General features: G+C 57.8%; 15 protein-coding genes. 8 read left to right on the top strand and 7 right to left on the bottom strand.

Translation table 11 applies throughout. The features are described 5' to 3' along the window. Positions 1-190: 190 nt before the first annotated feature. A complete protein-coding gene (gmhB, locus tag NR795_RS19430) occupies positions 191-757 on the bottom strand; it encodes a D-glycero-beta-D-manno-heptose 1,7-bisphosphate 7-phosphatase (protein ID WP_144819357.1) in 567 nt (188 codons plus the stop codon). A 186-nt stretch (positions 758-943) separates the two neighbouring features. Here gmhB and metN point away from each other — a divergent pair, with 186 nt between their 5' ends. From metN to proS, 6 genes are all read left to right on the top strand, one after another. After that, positions 944-1,975 carry a methionine ABC transporter ATP-binding protein MetN gene (metN, locus tag NR795_RS19425; RefSeq protein WP_257759081.1) on the top strand — a complete coding sequence of 344 codons (1,032 nt, stop codon included), beginning with the start codon at positions 944-946 and terminating at the stop codon, positions 1,973-1,975. Continuing rightward, positions 1,968-2,621, top strand: a complete 654-nt coding sequence (locus NR795_RS19420; RefSeq protein WP_042390667.1) for a methionine ABC transporter permease MetI — start codon at positions 1,968-1,970, stop codon at positions 2,619-2,621. The genes metN and NR795_RS19420 overlap by 8 nt, the downstream gene beginning before the upstream one ends. A 43-nt stretch (positions 2,622-2,664) precedes the next feature. Beyond that, positions 2,665-3,480: a MetQ/NlpA family lipoprotein gene (locus NR795_RS19415; protein ID WP_144819359.1), complete on the top strand. Its 816-nt coding sequence runs from the start codon at positions 2,665-2,667 to the stop codon at positions 3,478-3,480. 107 nt (positions 3,481-3,587) lie between these two features. Beyond that, on the top strand, positions 3,588-3,995 hold the full coding sequence (gene rcsF, locus NR795_RS19410; protein ID WP_144819360.1) for an Rcs stress response system protein RcsF: 408 nt from the start codon (positions 3,588-3,590) through the stop codon (positions 3,993-3,995). After that, positions 3,992-4,699, top strand: coding sequence for a tRNA (N6-threonylcarbamoyladenosine(37)-N6)-methyltransferase TrmO (gene tsaA / locus NR795_RS19405; RefSeq protein WP_257759080.1), 708 nt, complete (start codon positions 3,992-3,994; stop codon positions 4,697-4,699). Before rcsF ends, tsaA begins: the two co-directional genes overlap by 4 nt. Positions 4,700-4,810: 111 nt before the next feature. Continuing rightward, positions 4,811-6,529, top strand: coding sequence for a proline--tRNA ligase (proS, locus tag NR795_RS19400; RefSeq protein WP_257759079.1), 1,719 nt, complete (start codon positions 4,811-4,813; stop codon positions 6,527-6,529). A gap of 43 nt (positions 6,530-6,572) precedes the next feature. Here proS and arfB read toward each other — a convergent pair whose 3' ends face one another. Continuing rightward, positions 6,573-6,992 (bottom strand): alternative ribosome rescue aminoacyl-tRNA hydrolase ArfB, encoded by a 420-nt coding sequence (arfB, locus tag NR795_RS19395; RefSeq protein ID WP_144819363.1) that lies wholly within the window; start codon positions 6,990-6,992, stop codon positions 6,573-6,575. Further along, complete coding sequence (locus NR795_RS19390; protein ID WP_144819364.1) at positions 6,989-7,534, bottom strand: YaeQ family protein; 546 nt, start codon at positions 7,532-7,534, stop codon at positions 6,989-6,991. The genes arfB and NR795_RS19390 overlap by 4 nt, the downstream gene beginning before the upstream one ends. 159 nt (positions 7,535-7,693) lie before the next feature. Between NR795_RS19390 and NR795_RS19385 the strand changes: the two genes are divergently transcribed. Both NR795_RS19385 and rof read left to right on the top strand, forming a co-directional pair. Next, positions 7,694-7,894 carry a YaeP family protein gene (locus tag NR795_RS19385; protein WP_144819365.1) on the top strand — a complete coding sequence of 67 codons (201 nt, stop codon included), beginning with the start codon at positions 7,694-7,696 and terminating at the stop codon, positions 7,892-7,894. After that, positions 7,881-8,141, top strand: a complete 261-nt coding sequence (gene rof, locus NR795_RS19380) for a Rho-binding antiterminator (protein WP_141092967.1) — start codon at positions 7,881-7,883, stop codon at positions 8,139-8,141. Before NR795_RS19385 ends, rof begins: the two co-directional genes overlap by 14 nt. A 29-nt stretch (positions 8,142-8,170) precedes the next feature. On the opposite strand, the gene tilS is transcribed toward rof, so the two are convergent. The 4 genes from tilS to accA all read right to left on the bottom strand — a co-directional run bounded on the left by tilS (position 8,171) and on the right by accA (position 13,103). Then, on the bottom strand, positions 8,171-9,463 hold the full coding sequence (tilS, locus tag NR795_RS19375; protein ID WP_374544384.1) for a tRNA lysidine(34) synthetase TilS: 1,293 nt from the start codon (positions 9,461-9,463) through the stop codon (positions 8,171-8,173). Further along, entirely contained in the window at positions 9,460-9,852 is a 393-nt protein-coding gene (locus NR795_RS19370; RefSeq protein ID WP_144819367.1) for a VOC family protein, read from the bottom strand. Before NR795_RS19370 ends, tilS begins: the two co-directional genes overlap by 4 nt. Positions 9,853-9,908: 56 nt before the next feature. After that, positions 9,909-12,047 carry a lysine decarboxylase LdcC gene (locus NR795_RS19365; protein ID WP_144819368.1) on the bottom strand — a complete coding sequence of 713 codons (2,139 nt, stop codon included), beginning with the start codon at positions 12,045-12,047 and terminating at the stop codon, positions 9,909-9,911. Between the two features lie 96 nt (positions 12,048-12,143). Then, positions 12,144-13,103 carry an acetyl-CoA carboxylase carboxyl transferase subunit alpha gene (accA, locus tag NR795_RS19360; RefSeq protein ID WP_144819369.1) on the bottom strand — a complete coding sequence of 320 codons (960 nt, stop codon included), beginning with the start codon at positions 13,101-13,103 and terminating at the stop codon, positions 12,144-12,146. Positions 13,104-13,105: the final 2 nt, after the last annotated feature.

Raw genomic sequence — 13,105 nt, 5'->3', positions numbered from 1 at the left:
GTATAATACGTTTTCCTCTTTCAGAGTCAACCCTCAATTTCAGAATTTTTTCTCTTCAACCGGACCGGCTGTTTCCGTGAAGTGATTCACGTTTGCCGTTTCGATGGAGGCGCATTATAGGGAGTTATTCGGCGCTGACAAGCGGAAAAATACAATTTTATTTCAATCGCTCATCTTTTCGTCATAACGACTACTTTTGCTGCTTTTTAATCGCTGCAGGCAGCTCTGCAAGGCTATTAAGCACCCAATCTGCTGCATTTTCCCCCTCAGGGGTTACCGGTTTGCCGGAACGCACTAATACTTTATGGCCGACGCCAGCCGCTGCCGCTGCCTGCATATCCTCTACTTTATCGCCCACCATATAAGAGGCAGCCATGTCGATATGCAAAAAGTCGCTTGCGGAGATCAGCATGCCCGGATGCGGCTTACGGCAGTCGCACACCTGGCGATACTCTTCCACGGTGCCCTGAGGGTGATGAGGGCAGTAGTAGATGCCGTCCAGATCGACGCCGCGATCCGCCAGCGACCAGTCCATCCATTCGGTCAGGGTCTCAAACTGCGCTTCGGTAAACTTGCCCCGGGCGATGCCGGACTGATTGGTTACCAGCACCAGCGCGAAGCCCATCGCTTTTAATTCACGCATGGCATCTATTACGCCATCGATAAACTCAAAATCGTCAATCTCGTGGACGTAACCATGATCGACGTTAATCGTGCCATCACGATCGAGAAAAATTGCGGGTACTGATTGTGCCACCGGCTTACTCCTGGAAAAGACGTGTCACGCTAGTATCTCATGTTTCACGCGGCAAGAAAGTGCTCATGAGAGCGAGTTACATTGAATTAGACGTCTGGATGCCTTACCATCCGCTTTGTTTACGGTCACTGCCCGTATCTGGCAGAACAAAATGCCACGGCTAACTCTTACGATAAAAATATTCTAATGATTAAACTTTCGAATATCACCAAAGTGTTCCAGCAGGGGAACCGCACCATTCAGGCGCTGAACAATGTCAGCCTGCATGTCCCTGCCGGGCAAATTTATGGCGTCATCGGCGCATCGGGTGCTGGTAAAAGTACGCTGATTCGCTGCGTCAATCTGCTTGAGCGCCCAACGCAGGGCAGCGTTCAGGTGAGCGGCGAAGAGCTGACGACGCTGTCGGAAGCGCAGCTTACCCGCGCACGCCGTCAGATTGGCATGATTTTCCAGCACTTCAACCTGCTGGCTTCCCGTACGGTCTACGGCAACGTGGCGCTGCCGCTAGAGCTGGACAACACCCCGGCGCCCGAAATCAAGCGTCGCGTGAGCGAACTGCTGGACCTGGTCGGCCTGGCCGATAAGCACGACAGCTATCCGGCTAACCTCTCCGGCGGTCAGAAGCAGCGCGTGGCCATTGCCCGTGCGCTGGCAAGCAATCCGAAAGTGCTGCTCTGCGATGAAGCCACCAGCGCGCTGGATCCGGCGACGACCCGCTCTATTCTGGAATTGCTGAAAGACATTAACCGTCGTCTCGGCTTAACCATTCTTCTTATTACCCATGAGATGGATGTCGTGAAGCGTATCTGTGACTGCGTGGCGGTGATCAGCAACGGTGAGCTGATCGAACAGGATACGGTCAGCGAAGTGTTCTCTCATCCGAAGACGCCGCTGGCGCAGCAGTTTATTCAGTCCACGCTGCATCTGGATATTCCGGAAGATTACCAGCAGCGCCTGAAGGCCGAGGCAGAGGCCGACAGCGTGCCGATGCTGCGCATGGAGTTTACCGGTCAGTCGGTAGACGCGCCGCTGCTCTCCGAGACCGCGCGTCGGTTCAACGTCAACAACAACATTATCAGTGCGCAGATGGATTACGCCGGCGGCGTGAAGTTCGGCATTATGCTGACCGAAATGCACGGCTCGCAGCAGGATACCCAGGCCGCCATCGCCTGGCTGCAGGAACATCATGTAAAAGTAGAGGTACTGGGTTATGTCTGAGCCAATGATGTGGTTACTGGCGCGTGGCGTCTGGGAGACGCTGGCGATGACCTTTGTCTCCGGCTTCTTTGGGTTTGTGATTGGCCTGCCGGTGGGCGTGCTGCTGTACGTGACCCGTCCGGGGCAGATCGTTGAGAACGCCAAGCTTTATCGCACCCTCTCTGCGCTGGTGAATATCTTCCGCTCCATTCCGTTTATTATCCTGCTGGTATGGATGATCCCCTTCACCCGCGTGATTGTCGGCACTTCCATCGGTTTGCAGGCGGCGATAGTCCCCCTGACCGTGGGCGCTGCGCCCTTTATTGCCCGTATGGTGGAAAACGCGCTGTTGGAGATCCCGACCGGTCTGATTGAAGCTTCCCGTGCCATGGGCGCGACGCCGATGCAGATCGTGCGCAAGGTGCTGCTGCCTGAAGCCATGCCGGGACTGGTTAACGCGGCCACCATCACGTTAATTACCCTGGTGGGCTACTCCGCCATGGGCGGCGCGGTTGGCGCAGGCGGCCTGGGCCAGATCGGCTATCAGTATGGTTATATCGGCTATAACGCCACCGTAATGAACACGGTGCTGATATTATTAGTCGTGCTGGTTTATCTGATTCAGTTCTCTGGCGATCGTATCGTCCGGGCAGTGACGCATAAATAGCGTTGTACACAACACAATCGACTCAGTGAGTTAAGGAAATAGCATGGTGTTCAAATTTAAGACCTTTGCGGCGGCGGGTGCGCTAATTGGTGCTCTGGCATTGGTAGGCTGCGGCCAGGATGAAAAAGATCCGAACCATATTAAAGTCGGCGTTATCGTCGGTGCTGAGCAGCAGGTTGCTGAAGTAGCTGCGAAAGTGGCAAAAGACAAATACGGCCTCGACGTTGAGCTGGTGACCTTCAACGACTACGTGCTGCCAAACGAAGCGCTGAGCAAGGGCGATATCGATGCTAACGCTTTCCAGCATAAACCGTATCTGGATCAGCAGATCAAAGATCGCGGCTATAAGCTGGTTTCCGCAGGCAACACCTTTGTCTACCCTATCGCGGGCTACTCCAAGAAGATCAAAGCCCTGAGCGAACTGCAGGATGGCGCGCAGATTGCGGTTCCGAACGATCCGACCAACCTTGGCCGCTCTCTGCTGCTGCTGCAAAAACAGGGTCTGATCAAACTGAAAGATGGCGTTGGCCTGCTGCCGTCCATTCTGGACGTGACCGAGAATCCGAAAAACCTCAAGATTGTTGAGCTGGAAGCACCGCAGCTGCCGCGTTCGCTGGACGACGCGCAGATCGCCCTGGCGGTGATCAACACCACCTACGCCAGCCAGATCAACCTGACCCCGGCGAAAGACGGTATCTTCGTTGAAGACAAAGACTCCCCGTACGTGAACATGATCGTGACCCGTGAAGACAACAAAGACGCGGAAAACGTGAAGAAATTCGTGCAGGCCTATCAGTCTGACGAAGTTGACCAGGCGGCGAACAAGGTCTTTAACGGCGGCGCGGTTAAAGGCTGGTAATCTCTCCTCGGTATAATATCATTCAGGGCGGGCGCAAGCCCGCCTTGTCATTTATGCAGGCAACTGGTTCAATAACTGACAATTTGATCACTCATTGAGGAAATACTATGCGTGCTTTACCGATCTGTTTACTGGCACTCATGCTCAGCGGCTGCTCCATGCTAAGCAGATCTCCCGTCGAACCCGTTCAAAGCAACGCAGCAACGCCGTCGAAAGCGGAGCCAGTGAAAGCGAAGGTGTCTCCTCCGGCCCCGGTCAGGGTCATCACTAATCCGGAAGAGCTGATTGGCAAAACGTTCCGCGATCTGGGTGAGGTCTCCGGTGACTCCTGCCAGGCGAGCAACCAGGACTCTCCGCCGAATATCCCGACCGCCCGCAAGCGTATGCAGATCAACGCGGCCAAAATGAAAGCCAACGCGGTACTTCAGCACAGCTGCGAAGTGACCAGCGGCACGCCAGGCTGCTATCGCCAGGCCGTGTGCATCGGATCGGCGCTTAACGTTTCGGCGAAATGAGCACCTTTCAGTTTGCGCAGATAGGCGTTATTCGCTCCCCCTATAAAGAGAAGTTTGCCGTTCCGCGTCAGCCGGGGCTGGTGAAAAGCGGCGGCGGTGAGCTTCATCTCATCGCCCCCTATAATCAGGCCGATGCGGTGCGCGGGCTGGAGGCGTTTAGCCACCTCTGGCTACTTTTTATTTTTCATCAAACGATGGAAGGCGGCTGGCGGCCCACGGTGCGCCCTCCCCGGCTCGGCGGCAACGCCAGAATGGGGGTGTTTGCCACCCGCTCGACCTTTCGCCCGAATCCCATCGGTATGTCGCTGGTCGAGCTAAAAGGCATCCGCTGCCAGGGTGAGCAGGTGATCCTTGATCTGGGTAGCCTCGATCTGGTGGACGGCACGCCGGTGGTGGATATCAAACCCTACCTGCCCTTTGCCGAAGCGCTGCCAGAGGCCAAAGCCAGCTACGCCCAGCACGCTCCGCAGGCTACTATGCCGGTGAGCTTTACTCCCGAGCTTGCAGAGCGCCTGCCGCAGCTGGAGAAGCGCTATCCGCATCTTCGACAGTTTATCGTTGAGGTGCTGGCGCAGGATCCTCGCCCCGCCTATCGCCAGCAGGAAGAGGCAGGCAAGGAGTATGCCGTCTGGCTGTTCGATTTTAACGTCCGCTGGCGGGTGACCGACGCGGGCTTTGAGGTCTTTGCACTGGAAGCGCGGTAAATTCTGCCCGCTCTCTTTTGACATAGCTGTCTCGCTGGTAAACTGAATCACTTTTTTTGTGTCAGGCCCGCTTTGGGCCTGTGCCCATCGTCCAAATGGAATCGTAATAACATGCGTACTAGCCAATATCTGCTCTCCACACTGAAGGAGACACCAGCCGACGCCGAAGTAATCAGCCATCAGCTGATGCTCCGCGCCGGGTTGATCCGCAAGCTGGCCTCCGGGTTATACACCTGGCTGCCGACCGGCGTGCGCGTTCTGAAAAAAGTCGAAAACATCGTGCGTGAAGAGATGAACAACGCCGGTGCGATCGAGGTGTTAATGCCGGTGGTTCAGCCCGCTGACCTGTGGCAGGAGAGCGGTCGCTGGGAGCAGTACGGTCCGGAGCTGCTGCGCATTGCCGATCGCGGCGAGCGCCCATTTGTTCTCGGCCCTACGCATGAAGAGGTCATCACCGATCTGATCCGCAACGAGCTGAGCTCCTACAAGCAGCTGCCGCTGAACTTCTATCAGATCCAGACCAAATTCCGTGACGAAGTACGCCCGCGTTTTGGCGTGATGCGCTCCCGTGAGTTCCTGATGAAAGATGCCTACTCTTTCCATACCTCTCAGGAATCACTGCAGATCACTTACGATGCGATGTACGCCGCCTACAGCAAAATCTTCAGCCGCATGGATCTCGACTTCCGTGCCGTGCAGGCGGATACCGGCTCTATCGGTGGCAATGCCTCGCACGAGTTCCAGGTACTGGCCCAGAGCGGTGAAGATGATGTGATCTTCTCCGACACCTCTGACTACGCGGCCAACATCGAGTTTGCCGAAGCGCTTGCACCGAAAGAAGCGCGCGCGGCGGCCACTCAGGAGATGACCCTGGTCGATACGCCGAACGCGAAAACCATCGCCGAGCTGGTAGAGCAGTTTAATCTGCCAATTGAAAAAACCGTTAAGACCCTGCTGGTAAAAGCGGTAGAGGGCAGTGCTTACCCGCTGGTGGCCCTGCTGGTGCGTGGCGATCACGAGCTGAACGAAGTGAAAGCAGAGAAGCTGCCGCAGGTTGCCAGCCCGCTGACCTTCGCCACTGAAGCTGAGATCCGCGCTATCGTCAACGCCGGTCCAGGCTCCCTCGGCCCGGTGAACATGCCGATCCCGGTGATTATTGACCGTACCGTTGCCGTGATGAGCGACTTCTCTGCTGGCGCGAACGTCGACGGCAAGCACTACTTCGGCATTAACTGGGATCGCGACGTCGCTACCCCAGAAGTGGCTGACATCCGTAACGTGGTCGCTGGCGACCCAAGCCCGGACGGCCAGGGTACGCTGCTGATCAAGCGCGGTATCGAAGTAGGACATATCTTCCAGCTGGGCACCAAGTACTCTGAAGCGTTGAAAGCGTCAGTCCAGGGCGAAGATGGCCGTAACCAGATCCTGACCATGGGCTGCTACGGTATCGGCGTGACGCGCGTAGTAGCGGCGGCCATTGAGCAGAACCACGACGAGCGCGGTATCGTCTGGCCGGACGCGATTGCGCCGTTCCAGGTTGCCATTCTGCCGATGAACATGCACAAATCTTTCCGCGTACAGGAGCTGGCCGAGAAGCTTTACGCTGAGCTGAACGCGCAGGGGATTGAGGTGCTGATGGACGATCGTAAAGAGCGTCCGGGCGTGATGTTTGCTGATATGGAGCTGATTGGTATTCCGCACACTATCGTGATCGGCGACCGCAACCTCGACAGCGACGAGATCGAATACAAATACCGTCGTAACGGCGAGAAGCAGATGATTAAAACCGGCGACATTCTCAACTATCTGGTTAAAGCCATCAAAGGCTAAACCCTGCTCTGCCCGGCGGCGCTGTCTGCCGGGCTTGCTTCCCCTACTCTCCGCCGCGCACCTTGCCGCGCATCGCTTTTACCGACGACTTTTGCGACTTGGTTGCCAGACGCCGCTCTTTCGACGCCCGCGTCGGGCGCGTAGGACGACGGCTCTTCTGCTCCACCATCAGTTCCTGAATCAACGACACCAGACGGGCCAGCGCCGCTTCGCGGTTCATCTCCTGGCTGCGGTACTCCTGGGCCTTGATCACCACCATGCCATCGCTGGTAATGAGATGATGGCTGGCCGCCAGCAGGCGCTCTTTGTACGCTTCCGGCAGGCTGGAGGCTTTGATATCGAAGCGCAGGTGGATCGCCGTAGAGGTTTTATTCACGTGCTGTCCACCCGCGCCCTGGGCGCGAATGGCGGTTAGCTCGATCTCGCTGTCGGGAATAGCGACGCTGCGTGAAATCTCGATCATGCTGCGCTCTGCCAGGTTGTCAGATGGATCTCCACGTTGTTTTCCGCATCCGAGAGCCAGATTGCGCCATCCTGAATGGTGGCCTGAAGCACCATGGTGCGGGAGGCAAAGGCGCTGAGCTGGGCCAGCTGCTCATCATCAAGATACCAGATGCTCAGGTTACTGAATCCAGACAGCTTGTTCTGATTCTGCTGCCACCAGACCTGTGCCGCCCGGCTGTTGTAGGTAAAGAGGGCCACCTCTTTCGACTGGGAGCAGGCTTTCTTGATGCGTCGCTCTTCCGGCAACCCCAGCTCAATCCACAGATCGATCCCCATGTGATCGTTGCGCAGCCAGGCTTCCGGCTCATCTTCCGCGCTAAGCCCACGGCTAAACTGCAATCGCTCGTTGGCAAATTTAATCCACGCCAGCAGGCGCAGCATCATGCGCTCCTGGGTCTCAGAAGGGTGGCGCGCCAGGGTGAGGGTGGCATCAAGAAACTGGTTGCGGTCCAGATCGGCCACGTTCACCGTCGCTTTATAAATGGTTGCTTTCAATGCCATGTTGTCGCTCCTTCGCAAAATAGCGCCTATTGTAGCAAACATTCAGTCCGCTGATATTGCCGGAATGAGTATGGTATAGTCAGCTTGCGAAACAGAGTTTATCTTCGTAGGCTTAAACTTACATCCCACGGTGAAGTCAGTACACTGACAGGAGGGCATGTGGACAATTATTGTGAGTTAATACGCAAGCGGTATGCGGAGATTGCCAGCGGAGACTTAGGGTATATCCCGGATGCGCTGGGCTGCGTGTTAAAAGCGCTCAATGAAGTGGCATCGGACGATGTGCTTCCTGAGCCCGTCAGGGAAAAGGCAGCCTATGCTGCCGCGAACTTACTGGTGAGCGATTATGTCAATGAATGAAACGTATCAACCTATCAACTGCGATGACTATGACAACCTTGAACTCGCCTGCCAGCATCATCTGTTACTGACGCTGACGCTGAAAGATGGCGAAGAGCTCAAAGGCAAAGCCAGCGATTTAGTCTCGCGTAAGAACGTTGAGTACCTGCTCGTCGATGCAGCAGGTGAAACGCGTGAACTCCGTCTCGACAAAATTGCCAGCTTTAGCCACCCGGATATCGGCACCGTTGTGGTGAGCGAATCCTGATCCTGTTCCAGCGGGCAGCATGCTGCCCGTTATTTCCGCCACGTCAGCCGTAACCCGTCACTCCTCTCCGCCAGCCCTGCCTGCGTCACAAACTGCCCTGCCGCCGCGATTGTCGTTTCGCCGTAAAACAGGATGGGCGTGGTATCCCGCAGCCAGGGCGCGACCCCGAGCTCCTGCCAGACTTTTTTCAGCTTGCGCCCGCCGTGGCGTCCTGCAATGTAGAGCATCCCCGGCGCATGAAAGCGCACCGTCACCGGCTCATCTGGCTGCGGCGGGCGAATATCGCCCCCCGGCACCAGCGCCAGCTCTCCCAGCCCGGCGGGTAGCGTCAGTGGCGCCAGGGTCGCGGGCCAGCAAATAACGGTTTGCCGCTGGCTGGGTGTGCTTTTCACCCACCAAAGCTGGCCCTGAAAACGACGGATCTCATGGGATCCCAGCACTAGCCGCGGGGATGCATCTTCCCGGGCCAGGATCGCCTCCTGCCAGATGCGGGTCAGCAGATCCCGCGACGGCATTGGCGCACCCAGGCCGCTCAACCAGCGGCGAAGAAGCGCCGCCCGGCGATTGGCGCTCATGGTCATCAAGGGCGCAACGGTTAATGCGCCTTCCACGCTGACCAGGCCCGCCAGCTCGTCTGCCAGCAGCTCGTCCAGAAGCTGCTCCTGCTCACCGCACAGCGCCGCGCTACGCGCTGCCGCGTTGGCAAAGTGCGGCCAGCGCTGCTTCAGCAGGGGCAAAACCTCCAGGCGGATAAAGTTGCGATCGTAGCTGGCGTCCTGATTACTCTCATCTTCGATCCAGCTTAGCCGATGGGCACAGGCCCACTGCTCCAGCGTCTCTCGGGTTTCATTGAGCAGCGGGCGCAGCAGCTGGGTGCCGTGGAAGGGCAGCTCGGCCGGCATGGCCGCCAGCCCAGCCGGACCGCTACCCCGTTTCAGGGCCAGCAGCAGCGTTTCGCACTGGTCATCCTGATGCTGGGCGGCAAGCAGCGCCTCTCCCGGCAGCAGCGCCTCGGCAAAGGCCTGATAGCGCGCCTTACGCGCCTGGCCTTCAATCCCTAAACCGTCCGCCGCCAGCGTCACGTGGACTACGCTCAGGGGCACATCCCAGCGGCTGCAAACCTGCTGGCAGTGCGCCACCCAGGCATCGGCGTTTGAGCTAAGCCCATGATGAACGTGGATCGCCCGCAGGGAAACGTCAGGCTGCTGCATGCGCCACTGCACCAGCTGGTGCAGCAGAACGGTGGAATCCAGCCCGCCGCTAAACGCTACCAGAAAACGGTGGCGGGCGTGCAGGCTCTGCATAAGCGTTGAAGGCGTCATTCCTGCTGGTACAGCTCCAGCGGCAGACCATCGGGATCGCTGAAGAAGGTGAAGCGCTTGCCGGTGAAGGGATCGATACGCACCGGCTCGCACTCAACGCCGTGCTGTTGCAGGTGCGTCATCGCCCGCTCTACGTCGTCCACGCTGAAGGCCAGATGGCGCAGGCCGCAGGCCTCAGGGCGGCTGGGGCGCGCAGGCGGGAAAGGAAAGGAGAAAAGCTCAATCACATACTCGCCGTTCAGCGCCAGATCGCCCTTCCATGAGTCCCGCTCCTCACGATACGCTTCGCTCTGCAGCGTAAAGCCTAAGATGTCGCAGTAAAACGCTTTGCTCTTTGCATAATCTGTCGCAATGATCGCGATGTGGTGAACCTTTTTTAAACCAAGCATAACCCCTCCTTTTTTCATGCCAACGTTACGACGCTGCGCATCCCTGCGCAAGGGGGTCAGGCCTGTTTTAAGACCCTTACCCGGTAAACGCCGTCCTCATCGCGCTTCGCACCGTGGATATCCGTTTCAAAACCAGGATAATGGCGGCCGATGGCGCAGAGCATCAGCAGAAAATCGAGCACCGCCCGACTACGCTCGGTGATCATCTCCCCTGGCATCAGCAGCGGGACCCCCGGCGGATACGGCAGGATCATATTGGCAGAGACTCTTCCCACCAGCGCCTCGAGCTCGACGGTCTCCACCTCGCCTTTCACCTGGAGCTGCCACGCCTGGTGCGGGGTCATGATCATATGCGGCAGCACGTCAAAGGCCTGGAGCATCAGGCGCGGCAGCTCGTGCTGGCAGATCAGCTTGTGGATCCCCTGGGCCAGGTCCTGAATGCGCATGTTGCGGTAGAAGTCTGGATCCTCCGCGTAGAGGTCCGGCAGCATGTTCTTCACCCGCAGGTTGAGATCGTAGGCGCGTTTAAACTCCATCAGACCGCGCAGCAGCCCCATCGCCCGGGTTTTATCAATGCCGATGCTAAACAGGAACAGCAGGTTGTAGGGGCCGGTCTTCTCTACCACCACGCCGCGCTCGTCGAGGAATTTCGCGACCAGCGCGGCGGGAATGCCCTCCTCACCCATGTTGCCCTGCTCGTCCATGCCCGGTGTCAGAATAGTCACCTTGACTGGATCGAGGAACATATGGTCGTCATCCGCTTCGCGGAAGCCGTGCCACGCCTCACCGGGAGCAACCGGCCAGCAGTCAGCCTCTTCAATATCCTCCGGCTGCCAGATATCGAAGAACCAGCCCTCCGCCTCGTCTTTCAGTCGCTGCACCTCTTTGCGGAAATGGAGCGCGCGCTCGACGGAGCGGTTGATCAACCGCCGACCCGGATTACCCCGCAGCATCGCCGCGGCCGTCTCGATAGAGGCCACCAGCGGATAGCTGGGCGAGGTGGTGGTATGCATCATGTAGGCTTCGTTAAAGGTCTCTTCGTCATATTCGCCTTTGACGTGGATCAGCGATGCCTGGGAGAACGCGGCCAGCATCTTGTGCGTCGACTGGGTTTCAAAGAAGACTTTGCCCGGCACGCGATCGCCGCTCATGCCGCTCTTGCCTTCGTAGATGGGGTGGAAGTTGGTGTAGGGAACCCATGCCGAATCGAAGTGAATCGACGGCACATCCAGGGTCTCTTTGATCCAGTTGGTGTTGTAGAGCAGCCCGTCATAGGTGGAGTTGGTGATCACCGCGTGCACTGGCCAGCTGGCTCCGTGCGTCGCCGCCACCTTCTCTGTAATGCTCTCATGGCTAAACTCGCGGCGGGGAATGCCGCCTAAAATACCCAGCGCGTTGCGTCCCGGCTTGAGCCAGATCGGCACCACATCGCTCATCATCAGCAGGTGAGCCAGCGACTTGTGGCAGTTGCGATCGATAAGCAGCGTGCTGCCGTCAGGCGCGGCGTACATGCCCACAATCTTGTTGGAGGTCGAGGTGCCGTTGGTCACCATGTAGCTCTGCTCTGCGCCAAAGGTGCGGGCGATATACTCTTCGGCCTCCAGGTGTGGGCCGGTATGATCGAGCAGGGATCCCAGCTCGGTCACGGAGATCGAGACGTCGGCCTTGAGGGTATTACCACCGAAAAAGTCATAGAACAGGCAGCCTACCGGGCTTTTCTGGTAGGCGGTGCCGGCCATGTGTCCGGGGGTACAGAAGGTATACTTACCCTCTTTCACATAGGTGAACAGCGAGCGGGTAAAAGGCGGCGTGATCTGGTCCAGATACTCGTTAGTATACTGGCGGATACGCGTCGAAATGCTGTCGGCTACGCCCAGGGCGTACTCAAAAAACCAGAGCGCCATACGCATATCGTGGGCGCTGACGTCCATCGTGGAGTGGGTATTGATAAAGGCGTAGAGCGGTAGATACTCGTTGAGCTGGTTGATGTCGCTGCACAGATCCAGGCCATGCTGGTCCCAGTCAAAGATGACGCCGCAGATGCGCGGGTTGTGTTCGATGAGTTTTAACAGGTCGTTGCTGCTGGTGGGGTAGATGAGCTGGAAACCCTGCTGCTCCAGCGCAAGGTGAAGCTCTTTGAGGGGCTCGTCTTTATAAAAAACGCCCTGCTGCCCCATGATGGCGATGATATTCAATGCTTACCTCCGTGCGAATTCACAGGTAAGCATAGTTGAGGCGAGCGGGTTTTGTAGGCCGGGCACGCGTGAGCGCCGCCCGGCGTTCTACAGAGATCAGGCGTAGCCGTAGCTCATCAGGCGCTGGTAACGACGGTCACGCAGCTCCTCTTTGTTCAGCACGTCCAGATCGGCCAGATCCTCCAGCAGCTGCGCCTTCAGCGACGCGGCAATGGCCTCTGGGTTGCGGTGTGCGCCACCCAATGGCTCTGGAATGATGGAGTCGATCAGCTTCAGCTCTTTCAGACGCGGAGCGATAATGCCCATCGCCTCTGCCGCCAGCGGCGCTTTATCGGCGCTCTTCCACAGAATAGACGCACAGCCTTCCGGGGAGATAACCGAGTAGGTGCTGTACTGCAGCATGTTAACTTTGTCGCCCACGCCGATAGCCAGCGCGCCGCCAGAGCCGCCTTCACCGATGACGGTGCAGATCACCGGCACGTTCAGACGCGACATCTCACGCAGATTGCGGGCAATGGCTTCAGACTGGCCGCGCTCTTCCGCGCCCACGCCAGGGTAAGCACCCGGGGTGTCGATGAAGGTGATGATCGGCATGTTGAAACGCTCGGCCATCTCCATCAGGCGCAGCGCTTTACGGTAGCCTTCCGGCGCTGGCATACCGAAGTTACGGCGGATTTTTTCTTTGGTTTCACGCCCTTTCTGATGACCAATGATCATCACCGGACGCCCATCCAGACGCGCGATGCCGCCAACGATGGCTTTATCGTCAGCGTAGGCGCGGTCACCGGCCAGCTCGTCGAACTCATCAAACGCCAGGCGGACATAATCCAGGGTGTACGGACGCTGTGGATGACGCGCCAGTTGCGCGACCTGCCATGCGCCGAGATCGGCAAAGATTTTGCGCGTCAGCTCTACGCTTTTTTCGCGCAGACGATGCACCTCTTCGTCGATGTTAATATCCAGTTTTTCATCCTGGCGGCTCACAGCCGTCAGGGAATCGATTTTCGCTTCCAGCTCGGCGATCGGCTGTTCGAAATCAAGGAAATTCAGACTCATAG

This window comes from Pseudescherichia sp. L3 (assembly GCF_024656065.1).
GTDB lineage: Bacteria > Pseudomonadota > Gammaproteobacteria > Enterobacterales > Enterobacteriaceae > Pseudescherichia.
This window is presented reverse-complemented; position numbering and strand designations above follow the sequence as displayed.